The 16,872-nt window shown below is 52.6% G+C and carries 16 protein-coding genes; 10 read left to right on the top strand and 6 right to left on the bottom strand.

All coding sequences use genetic code 11. From position 1 onward, the window contains the following. The 6 genes from RG807_RS15205 to RG807_RS15180 form a co-directional block, all read left to right on the top strand. Window positions 1–852, top strand: an 852-nt coding sequence (locus tag RG807_RS15205) for a type VI secretion system Vgr family protein (protein WP_309045647.1), incomplete at its 5' end; no start/stop codon positions are given. Next, a complete protein-coding gene (locus RG807_RS15200) occupies window positions 849–4,220 on the top strand; it encodes a hypothetical protein (protein ID WP_309045646.1) in 3,372 nt (1,123 codons plus the stop codon). The genes RG807_RS15205 and RG807_RS15200, both read left to right, overlap by 4 nt. Next, window positions 4,217–5,290, top strand: coding sequence for a hypothetical protein (locus tag RG807_RS15195; protein ID WP_309045645.1), 1,074 nt, complete (start codon window positions 4,217–4,219; stop codon window positions 5,288–5,290). Before RG807_RS15200 ends, RG807_RS15195 begins: the two co-directional genes overlap by 4 nt. A 160-nt stretch (window positions 5,291–5,450) precedes the next feature. Continuing rightward, entirely contained in the window at window positions 5,451–5,798 is a 348-nt protein-coding gene (locus RG807_RS15190; protein ID WP_200369990.1) for a hypothetical protein, read from the top strand. 65 nt (window positions 5,799–5,863) lie between these two features. Further along, window positions 5,864–6,937, top strand: coding sequence for a hypothetical protein (locus tag RG807_RS15185; protein ID WP_309045644.1), 1,074 nt, complete (start codon window positions 5,864–5,866; stop codon window positions 6,935–6,937). 158 nt (window positions 6,938–7,095) lie between these two features. Beyond that, window positions 7,096–7,443 carry a hypothetical protein gene (locus tag RG807_RS15180; protein ID WP_309045643.1) on the top strand — a complete coding sequence of 116 codons (348 nt, stop codon included), beginning with the start codon at window positions 7,096–7,098 and terminating at the stop codon, window positions 7,441–7,443. 362 nt (window positions 7,444–7,805) lie between these two features. On the opposite strand, the gene RG807_RS15175 is transcribed toward RG807_RS15180, so the two are convergent. Next, window positions 7,806–9,683, bottom strand: coding sequence for an MFS transporter (locus RG807_RS15175; protein WP_309045642.1), 1,878 nt, complete (start codon window positions 9,681–9,683; stop codon window positions 7,806–7,808). A gap of 114 nt (window positions 9,684–9,797) precedes the next feature. Continuing rightward, window positions 9,798–10,694, bottom strand: coding sequence for a DUF1853 family protein (locus tag RG807_RS15170; protein ID WP_309045641.1), 897 nt, complete (start codon window positions 10,692–10,694; stop codon window positions 9,798–9,800). Window positions 10,695–10,800: 106 nt separating this feature from the next. On the opposite strand from RG807_RS15170, the gene gloA reads away from it, so the two are divergent. From gloA to RG807_RS15155, 3 genes are all read left to right on the top strand, one after another. Then, window positions 10,801–11,241: a lactoylglutathione lyase gene (gene gloA / locus RG807_RS15165; RefSeq protein WP_309045640.1), complete on the top strand. Its 441-nt coding sequence runs from the start codon at window positions 10,801–10,803 to the stop codon at window positions 11,239–11,241. Between the two features lie 124 nt (window positions 11,242–11,365). Then, window positions 11,366–12,790, top strand: coding sequence for a hypothetical protein (locus tag RG807_RS15160; protein ID WP_309045639.1), 1,425 nt, complete (start codon window positions 11,366–11,368; stop codon window positions 12,788–12,790). Further along, window positions 12,762–13,136: a hypothetical protein gene (locus tag RG807_RS15155; protein WP_309045638.1), complete on the top strand. Its 375-nt coding sequence runs from the start codon at window positions 12,762–12,764 to the stop codon at window positions 13,134–13,136. Before RG807_RS15160 ends, RG807_RS15155 begins: the two co-directional genes overlap by 29 nt. An 83-nt stretch (window positions 13,137–13,219) precedes the next feature. Here the strand turns inward: RG807_RS15155 and RG807_RS15150 are convergent, their stop codons facing one another. Further along, window positions 13,220–13,783 carry a cold-shock protein gene (locus RG807_RS15150; protein ID WP_298450347.1) on the bottom strand — a complete coding sequence of 188 codons (564 nt, stop codon included), beginning with the start codon at window positions 13,781–13,783 and terminating at the stop codon, window positions 13,220–13,222. Between the two features lie 263 nt (window positions 13,784–14,046). On the opposite strand from RG807_RS15150, the gene RG807_RS15145 reads away from it, so the two are divergent. Next, window positions 14,047–14,265, top strand: coding sequence for a SlyX family protein (locus tag RG807_RS15145; protein ID WP_298450348.1), 219 nt, complete (start codon window positions 14,047–14,049; stop codon window positions 14,263–14,265). A gap of 81 nt (window positions 14,266–14,346) precedes the next feature. On the opposite strand, the gene dapE is transcribed toward RG807_RS15145, so the two are convergent. Genes dapE through RG807_RS15130 form a run of 3 tightly spaced genes read right to left on the bottom strand, consistent with a single transcriptional unit; the run spans window position 14,347 to window position 16,871 of the window. After that, entirely contained in the window at window positions 14,347–15,483 is a 1,137-nt protein-coding gene (gene dapE, locus RG807_RS15140) for a succinyl-diaminopimelate desuccinylase (protein ID WP_309045637.1), read from the bottom strand. Continuing rightward, window positions 15,470–16,498: a 2,3,4,5-tetrahydropyridine-2,6-dicarboxylate N-succinyltransferase gene (gene dapD / locus RG807_RS15135; RefSeq protein WP_309045636.1), complete on the bottom strand. Its 1,029-nt coding sequence runs from the start codon at window positions 16,496–16,498 to the stop codon at window positions 15,470–15,472. Before dapD ends, dapE begins: the two co-directional genes overlap by 14 nt. A gap of 31 nt (window positions 16,499–16,529) precedes the next feature. After that, window positions 16,530–16,871 (bottom strand): ArsC family reductase, encoded by a 342-nt coding sequence (locus tag RG807_RS15130; protein ID WP_309045635.1) that lies wholly within the window; start codon window positions 16,869–16,871, stop codon window positions 16,530–16,532. Window position 16,872 lies beyond the last annotated feature (1 nt).

Raw genomic sequence — 16,872 nt, 5'->3', positions numbered from 1 at the left:
GGCCAGTATGGCTTCATGGCCCTGCCCAGAATCGGCAACGAAGTGATCGTCTCCTTCCTCGATGGCGACCCGGATCAGCCCATCATCACTGGCCGAACCTACCACGCCACCAACACACCGCCCTACGCGCTGCCGGAACACAAAACCCGCACCACCCTGAAAACCCAGACCCACAAGGGTGAAGGCAGTAACGAACTGCGGTTTGAGGATGAGGCGGATAAAGAGCAAATTTACATCCATGCTCAGAAAGATCTGGATCTTCTCACCGAAAACAACCGCACCGAAGTCATCAAGAATGACAGCCACCTGACCGTCGAGAATGATCGCTTTAGCCACACAAAGAGCAACGACCACTTAACCGTGGACGGCGAAAAGCGCCAAACCATCGGAACCGACTGCAGCCAGACCATCGGCGGCACCCTGCACCAGAAATCCGGCAGCGCGACGCTGTGCGAAGCCGGGACTGAAGTTCACCATAAAGCCGGTGCCAAAGTGGTTTTGGATGCCGGTGCCGAAATCACCATTTCTGGCGGCGGTAGCTTTATTAAGCTGGATCCCAGTGGAGTAACCCTGAGCGGGCCGGGGATCAAGATTAATTCTGGTGGGGCGCCGGGGAGTGGGAGTGGGCAGGGTGTTGTGATGCCGGGAGTGCCCAACAATTTACTAGGTAAAAAACCAGATAAAACTGAATGCGACGAACTTGCGAAAGTTGGGCCGCGAGATAGCGTGCATCCATCCAATATTGAGCGTGAACCAAGGCGCCGCGAATTGATTGTGGAGATTATTGGTGGAGATCTTGAGCAAGACGTGATCGTGGTCTCAGATGATTCCGCCGGGGAGGAAACAAAATGAGCAGCTCAGTTACGTTTGCCGATGAAAACCGGGAAAAAGCAATTCGACGGCGCGCTGAATATGATGATAACAACCCTGGTGATTTGGTGTTATCAATTCCCCGGCTGGACGGGGGCACACTCTCAATCCCTCTGTTAAAAAACGCTCGCTCAAATATTGAGCAACACGAGTTTCAGGAAAACACGCTGCTGCGGGTCAAACCGTTAGCGGAAGTAGCTAACAATTTCCCATTAAGTGGCAGAACACGTGTCTACCGAGGTAAAGGTGTCGCGCTGCTCCGTCCAGGTTATCTCTATATTTTTCGCAATGATACGTTATGGCGTGAGCTTGTAATCAATGAAGCTGGTTATATGAGCGACATCGATCTGCGCCGTGCTCGCGCAGAGTATAACGGTGTGGATAGCTCCGATAACAGCACGCGGCCTGGTGTAGGAAAGTGGATAGCAGATGTTCTGGTGCCGGTATTCCTTCAGGGAGTGGGAGTCATGCACCAGTTTCGTATGGCTTACAGCGAGGTGCAATGGGATTGGGGTTACATACATAACCTTGAACAGGACGGCAGCGCAAGGGAGGTAAGAACCACCGGCATCGGACACGCTTGGGCTGCCGCTAACGTTGATACTCTTACGTTTGCTACCGGGTTCTCCGCAGCGGGTATTAAGCATGTTGCTAAGCTGAGAGCGCGGGACCTCGGTATAGAGTTGATGCTGGAAAACCCTCTTGACTTCGTGTCGGAATTCGAAGGCCCTGACGAGCAGGAACTTTGCGTGCGATTAGGTAAGCGTCTGAATAAGCAAGAGAAGTCAGATGCGCTTAGTCAACCAGAAAGCTCGGCTGCGGATGAGACATCGAACCGCCAGAAGCCCCACGACACAACACCTCTGGATATAGACATAAGCTGCCCTCCTGGAGGTGACCTGCTGGCTGATCAGCGGCGGCAGGAAGGGTTGGTGTGTGTGAGTATCCCGGATCCGCTGTTCAAACTACGCCATTCGCTGACCCAACTGCATTTGGCACTGTATTACCTGGATGCGGTGGACGCGACAATACAACAGAACCCCATGTCCCATTCGGCAATGTTAATTCGCCAGGCAGTTTTTGATCCAACACTAAAAGGTGGCAAGAGTTCACTGGCGAAATACGCCGAGGCTATTGACCTGACGAAGTTGGACGAGATGCTCGACGCAGGCGAAAAGAACCATGCGATTGCTGTTATAGAACGGCATGTAGCACAGCTAAAAAGCCTTATGAGCGGGCGTGAGCTGCTTTCAGTGTGGGAGGACTACCGAAACCGTAATGACGGAGCTATCTCTGAAGCTTACCTTTTAATTGCTGATAAGCTCAACTTGTTACAGCAGATCCCCGGTGTTCTGAAAGCCCAGGGGGTTGCCGGAAACTTTGCGTTGTTTGGGGCTTTAAAACGCTGGCTTGTGGATAGCGACCTACTGGCTAAGTGGGCACCGGAGCAATCTTTACAGTTGGAGCGACTGAAGAGACTGGTGCAAGATCAAACGGATATTGATGAGAGTGTGCTGAGCAAGTTGAATCTACAGTCTTTGATTTTTCTTGAAAAGCAATTGAAGGAAAAACAAAGTGAAGAAGGAGAGGCGGCAGAAAATGTCTCTGGCGCTGGCAAGGTTGGAGCACTTGTTTCAGGCGCGCTGGATGAGTGGAGTTCGGCGATACTGACGGTGTGTAAACGACTGATTGAAGAAGACGCAATTAAGCAGATCGGCATTCAGCGCGTTATGCAGGCGGCCTCTTCTAACTTTGTTTTAACGGACCCTAACCTGAATGGCATTGATTTGATGGATCGAGCTGGTGCCCGCATGAAGGGCTCTATCCTTGGTGTATACGGCAATGGTGTTAATCGGGGATTGTCGAAAATTGACCGCACTGAGGTGCTTACCAGGGCAAAAGACTATCTGACTGCAGATCTGCTCGACGACTCCGGTGAACTGATGGCTTCAACCAGTCCATCTCGAGCAGCCAACGCGTTAGAAGAGGCAATTCATAAAACTGCAGGTGGAATAACAGTGTTTTTTGTCCCGGATGGCCATCCGGAAGCTCAAAAACTGAGCCTGACTAAAGTCGATTTTGCCAAACGGGTTGGCAAGGTGGTGGATGGACCGACGGTGTCTCGAGGGTTAGTGGTTTTGGCAGCGTTTAATGTTTTCCTGGAGACCAATAACGTTCTTCGAGTCTTACAGGCAGCCGATGGCAATTTGTCATTGGCCGCAAGCAAAACACTGGGGGCTATGGCTGACTTAACTGCTGCATCGCTAAAGCTTAGCCAAGTGTTAGGCGAGCAGGCGGGTAGTACCAGTAGAGTATATAGGTTGGCCACGAGGCCACTTTTCGATATGAAGAACGTGTGGCTGATCGGAAAACGATTGCAAACGGTTGGTGCACAGACTTTATTACGAACCGTTGGTCTTGTCAGCTTCATTGGAGCAGGAGTTGGCGCCGGGCTTAGTTTTTGGGAGTGGAGAATCAGCCTTGCCAACAAGGACTTTGATGCGGCGGCAGGACACGCCTTGGCAATGACTGGCGGGATGATATTTATGATGAATCCTCTACTTGCAGGAGTTCTGGGTATTCCTGGGTGGGGCTGGGCAGTATTAGGAATGGGAATGGTAGTAGGAGGTGGATTGTATGCGGGGAATACGGCAGATGACCCGTTTGAGAAGCTACTGAAACTTGGCCCTTTTGGCATTTATCCCACCGAGGCCTCGAGCGGAATTGAGGAGAAAGCCTACTATAGCCAATTGCTGTCGCTGTTAACGCCTATTCGGGTAACAGCACAACAGTATGCTGATATTGACCCTGATCCGGACTTGACTCACTCTGGCGAGCAACCGGCGCCTGATGATTATGTTATTACTCTGCAGACACCTTTAATCAGCAGACTGAAAATCACAAGTAAATCCCTTTCAGAGGCGCTGCCCAACCCATTCAGCCTTGTGGTGCAGGAAGTTGCTTATCTCTCGTCTTCAATGGCTTCCTCAAGCGCCGGTAAGGTCGAGACAGATCAGGTACTGAGTACCACTTTGTTGCGCAAAATTACCGGAAGGCAGTCGCTTCCCCATCAGTCGGCGGTTCGGTTTTTGGTAAAACGAGAAATACCAGAAAGTGACTACAGCCGTTTTGGATATAGCCAGTCGATTACCACCAGTGTGAGAGTCGGGTTGCAAGCGGTAGTAGATACCGAGTTGGGACCACTCGTGTTCCCGGCACCTGTCCATGAGAACTATGAGGCTTTTAATAGAAAGCGTCATGGAACACCGCCACTGAAAAGCAGGTCGCTTTTGAATCCGTATTCGCAACCCGAGTCTCCTTACTGGTTCTTTACTGAGGTGTTTGTGTGAGTAACAAGAAGGAGGCGTCGATTTTTACCGCGACTGTTTATAGGGGTAGCACCATTAGCGCACTTCCGGAGAGCCCAAGAGAACGTAGTCGCTTTGGTGATGAATTACAGCCGCTAGGTACCTACGCCGATGCCGACCCTTATTATCGGATTATTGAAGATGTGGATGCGCTGCAAACGAACGAACAGACGGATCCTGAGTTTAAGAGTAAAGACTGGTGGTGGGATCATCAGAAAATTCGTTTTTTAAATGAGAAGCTTGGGTTCAAGTTTCTTCTCTTGCTACTACCCTTCACGTGGGTTTTTACGCTAATAATTGGCGGCGGAGCCGCTATTGTCTGGGGCTGGGTGCAACTGGCTGAAACATATGAGCTTCCTGCTCTTCTTCTTGTGTTGCTGCTATGTGTTCTTGGGCCAGGATGGCTGTTTTTTTCATTGTGGATCATCCCCCCCACCACCAACTGGCTCATGAGCACCGGTATCGGCTTTGTTATGAGGCCCTTTGAAAAAGGCATCAACAAAAAACTGGATCAGGTGTTCGAAGACGGCTGCAGCGAGTTCAACCGGCAAACAGGCCAGATCCGGTTTGCCCTTGGGCGAAAACGCTTTTTCGAAGCGCCCTTCGTAGAGTTTGATGCCTATGTTGAGAGAGTCGTCCAGCAGGGTGGTATTTTCTACCGGTTGATGTTCGTGCATCGCTATACCCAGAAGACCTTCAATAAGCTCTGGTTCAGCGGCATTGAAGCCCGGAAAACCGAAGTTTACGCGCTGTGGGACATGCTTCAACGCTACATGGACGTGTCTCAGCCTCTGCCGGATGTCCCTCGCTTGGAGCCTTTCCGCCACCTGGACCCAGTGACTCGCAAATATGACGAAGATATTGGCCGCAAACCCCGCTACTGGCGTGACTTGAACCTGGAGGAATGGAAAACCGGTGAGGGACAGGAGGTGCTTAGGCGCCAACGAGAGTATCCGTGGGATAGTAGGGTGTGCAAACTGACACCCCAACTGGGCAGAATTTCGATGGAAGAATATCGCCAGAATCGCCCAGCGGGCTCTTGGCCAATTTGAGACAAAGAGCCCCTTAGTGGCCTGACATTGCGGCCAGGAAGCTAACCAAGGCAGGCGCAGAGCCTGAGAGGCTTGCCAGGCAGAGGGGGCTCAGCGGTGACACACGAATCAATACAGTAGACAAAGATTAAAAAATAATTCAACTCCAGGGATGGTGAAAATGAGTGATTGTGTAGAAGCGACATGCACAGCCTGCGATGGTAGGAATCAACTTACGGCAGATCAGATGGAATTGCTTGGGAAATCCGAGCCTGTTGAATGTTCCCAGTGTGGGGTACTGGTCAAGATTAAAGTGGATGCCGAATCAGAGCTAAAAGCAAAAGTATCGGTTTTAATACTCACCATTGGGGCGGCAACGGTTGGTGTGGTAGCGCTGATCAATATGTTTGGTGATGCCGGATTCCCTACTTATTTCGTGGCGATTCCATTTATTTTGATTTCTGCAATCATGAGTTCAGCACTGAGCGGTGGTGCTGTTCAGTTACAGAGTGTTGACGCTTCTGGTTGATGGGTATGGAAGCGCTTCCAGGCAAGGAAGGCTAGTCAGGGCGATCTATCTTGAAAAACACCGGTATGAGCGAGCTAAAACCGATGCCCGACATCACGGATAAGGCGTTTCGGGCCATGGAAATTAGTCCTCTTCCGAAATCGCCAAAAGAACGCACACGTATCGGCGAAGAGCTTCAGCCAGTTGGCAGCTATGCGGGCATTATCCCCTATCAGGGTACAATTCAAGACGCTGAAACGCTTCAGGATTACGAAAAAACCGACCCGGAATTCACTTCTAAAGATTGGTGGTGGGACCATCAGCGGATTCGATTTCTGAATGAAAAATTGGGCCTCAAGTTTTTGGTTTTGTTGTTTCCGGTGATTTGGGTCTTTTTCTTGTGGTTCAGCGGTATCGCAGTTGTGGGCTGGGGGCTCATTACGGCAAACGACAACCTGAACATTGCTTCCGAGATTTTAGTAATTATCGGGGGAATATTATCGCTTTCGTGGTTTGCTTTTGCGATCTGGGCAACGCCAGTAACCACCAACTGGCTTATGAGCACCGGCATGGGCTTCGTTCTGAAGCCCTTTGAGAAAACCATCAACAAAAAGCTGGATAAAACTTTGGAGGACGGCTGCAGCGAGTTTAACCGCACCACCGGCCAGGTTCGCATGGCTCTGGGAGGAGGGCGGCATTTCGAGGCCCCGTTCGTGGAATTCGATGCCTACGTGGATCGAGTGATCCAGCAAAGTGGAGTGTTTTATCGGCTCATTTTTCTGCATCGTTATACTCAAAAATCCTTCCACAACACCGCCTTCAGCTCCATCGAATCCAGCAAGTCTGAGGTGCTGGCACTCTGGGATGTGCTCCAGACCTATATGGATGTATCCCGGCCTCTGCCCGATGTACCTAGGTTGGAACCCTTCCGGCACCTGGATCCGGTCACTGCGGAACATGATAAGCAAACCGGCCGCAACCCCCGCTTCTGGCGTGACCTGGATATAGATGCTTGGAAAAAGGGCGAAGGGGTTGAGTGGCTGAAGCGACAAACCGAGTATCCTTGGAGCAAGCGCAGGTGCAAGCTCACGCCTCAATTGGGCAGGGTCTCCATGGAAGAATATCGCCAGAAGCGCCCTGATGGCTCTTGGCCAATTTGAGACAAAAAGCCCTTAATGGCCTGACCTTGCGGCCAGGAAGCTAACCGAGGCAGGCGCAGAGCCTGGGAAGCTTGGTAGGCAGAGGGGCTCAGCGGCGACACACGAATCAATACAGTAGACAAAGATTAAAAATTAATTCAACTCCAGGGATGGTGAAAATGAGTGATTGTGTAGAAGCGACATGCACAGCCTGCGATGGTAGGAATCAACTTGCTGCAGATCAGATGGAAATGCTTGGGAAATCTGAGCCTGTTGAGTGTTCCCAGTGTGGGGTACTGGTAAAGATTAATGCGGATGCCGAATCAGAGCTAAAAGCAAAAGTATCGGTTTTAATACTAACCATTGGGGCGGCAACGGTTGGCGTGGTAGCGCTGATCAATATATTTGGTGATGCCGGATTCCCTACTTATTTCGTGGCGGTTCCATTCATTTTGGTTTCAGCAATCATGAGTTCAGCGCTGAACGGTGGTGTTATTCAGTTACAGAGTGTTGACGCTTCTGGTTGATGGGTATCCCCCTCTGGCAGGGTGACCGCCTGATCGCCGAAGAAACTGGCGAAAGGCTGTCTGGAAGTTGTGCTGAGTACCTGGCAGGCCCATGGCCAATTTGATGTTACAAGGAGAGTAGACAATGGATTATCAAATAAAAGAACTCATAAAGCAGGGATTTAGCCGAAATGAGATTTTCGAGAAGCTCAAAAAGAGTCGTGGGTGTTCTGTTGGCGATTTCAGGGTGCGTGCTCTCGTATTCAATAAAGGTTCGACTGTTTCCTCACATGGGATTTATGGATGTGAAGAAGGATGAAAACGGAATGTATATTTTTGAATGATGCTTGGGATCGGCGATCGAAGGCCAGAGGGTCAGCAGCTCACTGACCACTCCCCCTCAAACCTTTAACCCGCTGCTCCAACATCTCAGCAGTCGCTTTTTCTGCCGAAACCGGCTCGCCAGCCACCAATTCGATCCGCGACCAGAAACGTTTCGGAAGGTGGCTCAGCGCCGGCCCGCCGCAGTGGCTGAAAAAGCTGCCCCATAGCCCCCGAAGTGCCATGGGCACAACCGTTACGGGCCTGCGCTGGATGATAATTTCAACCCCGTTTTTGAAGGTGCCTACTTCGCCGTCAGATGTCAGTTTTCCTTCCGGGAATATACACACCACGTTACCAGCATCCAGCTCTTCGTCGATGCGGTTGAAAGCTGTCTCGTAAATCTCAGGCACTTTGGCTTTGGGACCAATCGGGATGGTTTTGGCGAGCCTGAACAGGGCGCCAAGAACGGGCGTTTTGAAGATTTGGTGGTCCATTACAAAACGGATGGGCCTGCGCACTGCGCCGGCAATGATAAATGCATCCATATAGGTTACGTGGTTACAAACCAACAGTACCGGGCCTTCCTCGGGAATCTGGCGAAGGCCTTCGTGGCGCACCCGGTAGATGGTGTGTGACAGTATCCAGACAATAAACCGCAAAGCGAACTCGGGAACCTGCTGATAAACGAAGCCAGCCACGATCAGGTTCATGATGGAGAGCACCAGAAAGAACTCCGGAATGCTGAGCCCGATCACGCCCAGCATTAAAATACCCATACCAGCGCTGACTACCATGAATAGGGCGTTGAATACGTTCAATGCCGCAATTACGCGGGCCCGCCGGGGCTCCGGGGTTTGCTGTTGTACAAAGGCATATAGCGGCACGATAAACAGGCCACCAAAGAAGCCGATACCCAGAAGGTCAATGGCCAGTTGCCGGTGCTGGCTGTCGGTGATGATCATCCACCAGTCGGTCGGTACCGGATTGGCGGGCATGTTGAAGTACAGATCAAGCCCGAACAGGCTGATGCCCAGCGAGCCGATGGGCACTATGCCCAGTTCTATCCGATGCCCGGACAGCCGTTCACAGGCAACTGAGCCCAATGCGATCCCGATGGTGAATACGGCGAGCAGCAAGGTGACAACGGTTTCGTCGCCCATCAGATCCGTTTGCGCGAAGCTGGGGAATTGGGTGAGGTAGGCGGCGCCCAGAAACCAGAACCAGGAAATGGCCATGATGCACAACAACACTGAGTGATTCTCGGCTGCCAGCCGCATCAGGTTCCAGGTTTCTCGCAGTGGCCGGAAACCAATGGTCATCTCTGGGTTAGTAGCGCCCGTCACCGGAACTTTTCGTGCGGCCAGATAACCAACAACGGCAAGAACCACTACACCGATTGCCGCCAGTTTCTCCGGCTGCTCGCTGCCCATTAACAAGCCGGCCGCAAGCGTACCCACCAAAATCGCAACGAAGGTGCCCATTTCTACCAGAGCATTGCCGCCCACGAGCTCATCGTTTGTGAGCACTTGGGGCAGGAGGGCATATTTGACCGGGCCAAAGAAGGTGGACTGTACACCCATCAGGAATAATAACAGCAGCAAAGCCTCATACCATCCGTGCCACAAGCCAACAGCGGCCAGCACCATGATTGCAATTTCTGCCAGTTTTACCCATCGGATAACCTGGGACTTTTCGTATTTGTCCGCCAATTGACCAGCAATACCGGAGAACAGAAAGAACGGCACAATGAACACGAAGGCCGCAATATTTACCGCCACATCAATCGGCAGGCCCATCAAACCACCTGCGGTATAGGTAATTAAAAGCAGCAGGACATTGCGGAACAGATTGTCGTTGAAGGCGCCGGAAAATTGCGTCAGGAAAAACGGCAGGAACCGGCGCTTTGAAAGCAGTCGAAATTGGCTGTGGTCATCCATGATGCCTATCCTTTATCAGTGTTTTAGCGGCCTGCTTTGCTTGCAAGCTTGATCTGCATAGTGCTGATATTATTGGCTTATTGTGGCAGGCGTTTCCTGAAATTGGTACGAAAATCATGGCCAATCTTCCGGCACCACAAACACCCGATCCACCTCGTGCCAATTGCCGACCCGCGGATCTTCCCGCAATACGGCAAACAGCTGCGGAATGCCTCTGTCTTCTACGCGCCTCAGAGCATCCATAGCAAGTTCGGCATCTGGCTTCTCGCCCTGAAACCAGCCGCCAATCCAGTGTGGTTTGTTGAGTACAACCCAATGCGATGTGTCTAGTGCTTTTGCGTGGCAAACATACAGCCACCGCCCACGCAGATGCTCGCTGGGAACATAATCCGGCGCTGTTGCCTGGGAGGCATCGGGATAGAACAAATACCCCGGCATGAAAATCCGTGGTGTCAGCGGGCCGGTAATGCCAGATTCGGAGAGCATTGCGAGTGTTTCCGGCAACCATGTGCGCCGGCTTTGTTGTTCGAGCAGGCTCGTTGTTTTTATATCCAGTCGGTCTCTGGCATTGGGGCCGTACCAGAGGGTCGTTCCGTTGGACTCTGGCACGCCAAGGTAGAACTTGATGGCAATTTCGTGGTGTTCAATGCGGTCTTCTGCACGATTGTGCACCACGAAATCCAGCTCTCCGATGGTGTGCCCGGCAGATTGTATCTGTTGGTTCTTCATCAGAATGGGCCAGCCGAGCAGGTCTTCCAGCAAAACCTGATACAGTCGTTCGAAATAGAATCCCAGCCTGCGCTGTGGCGGCTCCCTCAGTAACGGAGGTGCAGCCTCAGGATCTTCATCCCATAGCTTGAGCAGGTCAGGGTAGTTCGAAGGCAGATACACTGCAGGCTCAAAAGTGATCGGCGAATGTGCCAGTTGCTGTGCCTGGCACAACCAGGCGAGGTGGTTGATCGCTGGTGTGCGGTAAGGGCTGATCAGTTCGGGCTTGAGGTTTGCGTCCATCCGTCCAGAATACCGTAAACTGTGTGGTAATAAAGATGCGGCAGTCCCGTGCCAGTCAAAGCGCAGGGTTCACCGCTTGAAGCAAAAGGATACGGAAGGAGGCAGTATGCAGTACCTACATACGATGATCCGCGTAAGGGATCTTGAGAAATCCCTGCATTTTTTTTGTGACTTGCTGGGTATGGTTGAGATCGACCGTAGAGACAGTGAGAAAGGCCGATTTACGCTCGTGTTTCTCGCAGCGGCAAAGGACGAAGCTCAAGCGCGTGAGCATAAGGCGCCTACGCTGGAGCTGACCTATAACTGGGATCCGGAAGAGTATGACGGTGGTCGTAACTTTGGCCATCTGGCTTATCGAGTGGATGACATCTATGCGCTTTGTGAGTCGCTGCAGGCCGGTGGCGTTACGATCAACCGCCCACCTCGGGATGGGTACATGGCGTTTATCCGTTCACCAGACAATATTTCCATAGAGTTACTACAGAAAGGCGAGCCGTTGGCGCCTAAAGAGCCTTGGGTGAGTATGGAGAATACCGGCAGCTGGTGAGTGCGGTATGCCCGCTGGAATTGCAGATAGCGCGAAACAACCATAGAATTGCGAAGATACTAAAAGTTAGTTTTAACTAACGCTTCAAGCATCAGGACGATGCGATAAAACAGGGAAACGTTTGATGGAAGATTGGCAAGGATGCCTCGCCCCCCAATGTCAGACTGCATTACTGAATGCCCGCGAAGATGTTGATCGTCGTGGCGGCGTAGTCATTACGGTTGAAGATTTCCTGCTCGCTTTGTTGGAATCCAGCCCTTCCGTGAGGAACTTCTTGCGCGGCTCAGGCGTGGATATGGACGAGCTGATCCGCACCATACAATGTGAACAACCCATAGTGACTGAAGTAGGCGGTGAAGGCCTGCTGTCCTCCCAGCTCATCTACTGGCTGGCAACCGCTCGAGAATCCTTTGATACGCCTGCCTGGCTTGATTGGCCTCAGCTTCTGGAAGTGCTCGCAAGACATGCCGAGCGCCTGCAGGAAAAGGCTTACGTTGCTGTGCTGGAGTTGGTGTCACGGTGGCCTGAATCGAGTGATATGTGTAGTGAAGGCGGACGTTCGGAAAGGCCGGGCATTGAGGATGAAGAGGCCGCGCCGGTAGTGATCACCGATGCGGATTGGATCGAGCTTGCAGAAGATGTATCCATTACTCTTGCAGCAACGCCGGGGGTGGTGGTTTGGGTCAGGGGAGAGCGTGGCGCGGGCAAGTCTGTTTGGCTGCGGTCCCTGTTGTCGTCACTGGCGCAGCCATATGTTGAGATGGATCTGCGCAGTGAAACGGAGGTGATGGCCAGCGAGCTTGCGGTCATTCCCGCCAATGGTAAAAAGCCTTGGCCGGTTTTGGTGCTGGATAATGTAGCGCCGGTGGATTTGTTGGCATTGATGGATCGCCCATTGGGTCTGGCATCCGAGCTTGTCCAGCGATGGCAAGGGCCTATAGTGCTGTTGGGGCCAGATACGCCACAAGGCAGCGAAAAGCCATGCCGTGCTCTGGAGCAACAGCTTGGGCGTACGCTGGAGGTATGTAACATGCCGCTATCCAGCGAGCTGCAGCGCAAAGCCATTCTGGTTGCCCATCAAGCAAACATCGAGCGCCGCTGGAATATACTGCTCTCTCAACCCGTGATTCAATTTGCCTCATCCCGGCACAGTCGATGTGTGTGTACGCCCGGAGGAATGTTGCAGTGGGTGGAGCGAGCTGCGGCACGGCTGGAACTGTTTGCGCGGCGTGGCCCGGTAGGATCCGTAGCGTTGTCCGGGCAGGCCGACACGCTCCGGCGTCAGAGCCTTGTTGCTATGGCGCGACAAGAACCACTCGAAGAGATTGAGCAGTCGTTCGAGGAAATACATTTGCTGCGCACGGCTGCTGAAGTAGCCTGGCATGAACGCAAAGCTGCCGGAACCTTGAACCGACTAATGGTGGAGGATTTACGGTATGAACTGGAACGCTGGCTTGCAGCGCGGCCCGGGCCGGTTCACTATGGGCCCCATTGTGATCACCACCATGGAGAATCTGCGAGTGCAGGATCTGGAAATCTACATTCGTGACTTGGAAACAGGCGCCGTTCATCGCTGGCTTGAAGGCCATGTAAAGCAGTTGGTACTCGATGACAGTGATGTTGCATCCGTTACCAAGGGTACGGCTATTTTTGGGGAAGCTCAGCTGAAAGTAACCCTCTATCCCCAGGCGTTCGGGAAGCGATTTACATCACTAATTATAGAAGGTGAGCAGCTACCCTGGAACAGCGATCTGGAGTGTGCACGCAGTGCATGGCGAACCATGGACACTGAAATCCGCTGCAGCCCGGGAGAGTGGAAAGAAGGCGAGCCAGCGGAAGATGAGAAATGGTGGCGGCTGGATAGTCGCGGCGAGCAGCTTGTTGTTTGGAACTGAGTGCCCAGGAATTAAGAGGCTCAGAACGAAAAAAGGCAGCCGCTAAATAAATAGCAGGCTGCCTTTTTACATCAGATCAGGTTTCAGTCGCTCAGGATAGAAACATTATCTGCTTGCAGGCCCTTGTCGGCGTCAACAACGCTGAATCGAACCAGTTGGCCTTGGCGAAGCACGCGGCGGCCACTTCCACGAATGGCACGGAAGTGAACAAATACTTCGTCTCCGCTGTCGCGGACAATAAAGCCGAAGCCCTTCTTGACGTTAAACCACTTTACAGTGCCTTCTTCGTCGCCTTCCGGGCTGTCGTCGTCGTAGTCGGCTTCATCATCGGCATAGTTCTGGTTGGAACTCTGGCTACGTGATGGTGAGCTGGCGCGCTTCGACGAGCCCCGTGTGGGCTGCTTGGCTGCGATGGCAACGGCCACAAAGCCGACAATGCCAAAAACAATTAAGCTGATAACGTATGCTGCGATACCCTGCGCGCTGCCGAGAACGAACGGCGTGCTTGTTGCCAATTCATTGCTCTGGGACTGAGACAGGATCTGGAACAGCTCCGGGGTAAAAGAAACCAGCAGAAAGCCTAGGATAAATGGGGCGGGAATAGCGATCAGAATAGCAACAAGGATCGCTTTGGCTGGATTACGCATTGACTGAGAATTCTCCATATTTCATTAACGCTGACGATAAAAAACCGGATATCGGGTAAAATCGTTTATCCGGCCAGTGATTACCGCCTGATTTCCTGGAAAACGGGAACTCGGGCGGGCAAAAGCGGCATGATAGCAGATTATCCCTGCTGCTTACCAAGCGCCTGTTGTGCCGAATGCCACAGAATGTCGTTAGAAGGCATTTTGGCTGCACTTTCTACCCATCTACGTGAATTATTCATCTGACGGAGCTTTAGTACCTGATGAGCCAAAAAGACCTTCAAAACAGACTGGATGAACTTGAAACACGGCTTGCCTTTCAGGACGACGTTATCAATACCTTGAGCGAGCAGGTGGCAAAACAGGAGATGGATATTCGTGAACTCTGGAATGCCAAGCGATTACTGCACAGTCAGATAAAGGATGTTTCTTCATCCAATATCAAGCGTGAAGAGGAAGAGGCTCCGCCTCCGCATTATTGATTCATGAATGCGTTCTTACAAACCAAGAGGCCAGGGCATAAGCTCTGGCCTCTTGGTTTCAGATTGTCTTGAATCTGCAGTTCAGGCGAGCAGTTCCACCAGAATCTGTTCATAGATTTGGGAGAGGGTGTCCAGATCGTCAGCTTTCACACACTCGTTCACCTTGTGAATCGTCGCATTGATCGGTCCCAGTTCCACAACCTGTGCGCCGGTAGGTGCAATGAAACGCCCATCAGACGTGCCCCCTGAGGTAGAGAGCTCGGTTTCACGCCCGGTCACATTGCGGATGGCGCTTTGAGTGGCGGAGACCAATGCACCCTTATCAGTGAGGAAAGGTCGGCCACTGAGATGCCATTGCAGGTCATATTTCAGGTTGTGTCGATCAAGCGTAGCGACAACCCGCTCTTCAAGGCTTTCTGCAGTGTTCTCTGTGCAGTAACGGAAGTTGAAGTGCACCAAACACTCACCGGGAATGATGTTACTACCGGTGCCGGCTTCCACTTTGGTGATCTGAAAAGTGGTGGGTGGGAAGTAATCGTTGCCGTTATCCCAGAACTCGTTAGCCAAGGAGTGCAGAGCGGGTGCAACGGCATGAATGGCATTTTCCGCCAAGTGCGGGTAGGCCACGTGGCCTTGGGTGCCATGCACAGTGAGGTAGCCGTGCAAGGAGCCGCGCCGTCCATTCTTGATCACATCACCCACTTCTTGCGTGCTCGATGGCTCACCAATCAAACACCAGTCCATCTTTTCTGAACGGGCTTCCAGTGCTTCGATCACCTTTACGGTGCCGTTCTGGGCCGGGCCTTCCTCATCGCTTGTGATCAGCAGAGCAATGGAGCCACGATGATCTGGATGGGTGCTCACGAAACGCTCGCAGGCAGTAACGAATGCCGCAAGGCTGCCTTTCATATCTGCAGCGCCACGGCCAAGGAGGTAACCGTCTTTTATAACCGGGTCAAACGGTGGGTGAGCCCAGTTTTTCTCCGGCCCGGTAGGCACCACATCGGTATGGCCGGCAAACGCCAGAACAGGGCCCTCAGTGCCTTTGCGGGCCCAGAGATTGTCGGTATCGCCAAAGCGCATGTGTTCGCCGCTAAATCCAAGAGGGGCCAGGCGAGACATCATCAACTCCTGGCAGCCGGCGTCTTCTGGAGATACCGAAGGGCGGCTGATCAGGTCAATGGCCAAGTCGAGCGTTGGGGAATTAGTTGTTTGCATGCAGTTCTTCATTCAGCTCGATGGCGGATTGGTTGGTTTTGCATTCCACAGCGCCGGATTGGCTGTTGCGGCGGAAGAGCAAGTCTGGCTTACCGGCCAGATCGCGGGCTTTTACCACTTCCACTAGCTCGTTGTTGCCGTCGAGTAAGGCAACCTTGGTGCCGGCTGTAACATATAGGCCGGATTCAACCGTGCAGCGGTCACCCAGAGGAATGCCGATGCCTGCATTCGCGCCGATCAGGCAGTTTTCACCCACGGAAATAACCATGTTGCCGCCACCGGAAAGGGTGCCCATGGTGGAGCAACCGCCGCCCAGATCGGAACCTTTTCCAACCATAACGCCCGCAGAAATGCGGCCCTCAACCATGCTCGTACCTTCTGTGCCGGCATTGAAGTTGATAAAGCCTTCGTGCATTACGGTTGTGCCTTCGCCCACGTAGGCACCAAGGCGCACTCTCGCGGTGTCCGCAATACGAACGCCGCTGGGTACCACGTAGTCCGTCATTTGTGGGAATTTGTCGACAGATTTTACTTCCAGAGTCCGACCTTCAAGGCGGGCTTTAAGCTGGCGGTCTGGCAGCTCGTTCAAATCAATCGCGCCTTCGTTAGTCCAAGCAAGGTTCGGCAACAGGCCGAAGATGCCGTCAAGCTTGAGCCCGTGGGGCTTTACTTGTCGATGGGAAATCAGGTGCAGCTTGAGGTAAACCTCTGGCGTGCTGGATGCAGTACCGTCTGTTTGCAGTACCGTCACGACCACTGGGCGCTTGCTGCCGGCAGCCTTCTCTGCCAGTGACGCCTGCTCTGTGGCGCCGATCTGGCGTAGGGCAGTGGCTAGTTGGGTAAGCTGCTCAGCGGTGGCCTGGATGACCTGATTGCCGCCCTGATAGTTCAGTACAGTTTCGACTGCATCTATCAGCTCTGTTTCCGGTGTGATCATCGGTTGCTGGTAAAAAACTTCCAGCCATTCGCCCTGGTTGTTCTGGCTGCCGATACCTATACCGAATGCAAAGCTCATGCAGTGATTGCTCCTGTCTATCTGATAGTTGCTATTTGATGGTTGTTGCCCAGTCGTCGGCGTTAAAGCCGACATAAACTGCGCCGTTATGTTCGACCACGGGACGTTTAATGATGGAGGTGTTTTCCAGCATGATGTCGTGGGCAGAAAGGGCGCCAATAGTATCACGAACCTCTTCGCTGAGCTTGCGCCAGGTGGTGCCTCGGCGGTTCAGCAGGGTTTCCCAGCCCACTGCCTCTTCCCATTGGGATAGCCGATCCCTGTCCAGACCTTCTTTTTTGAAGTCGTGAAATTCGTAAGAAATTCCCTGGTCATCAAGCCATTTACGGGCTTTTTTGACGGTGTCGCAGTTGCGGATGCCGTACAGTTTCATA

The sequence above is a fragment of the Marinobacter sediminicola genome (genome assembly GCF_031157525.1).
Taxonomy (GTDB): Bacteria; Pseudomonadota; Gammaproteobacteria; order Pseudomonadales; family Oleiphilaceae; genus Marinobacter; species Marinobacter sediminicola.
This window is presented reverse-complemented; position numbering and strand designations above follow the sequence as displayed.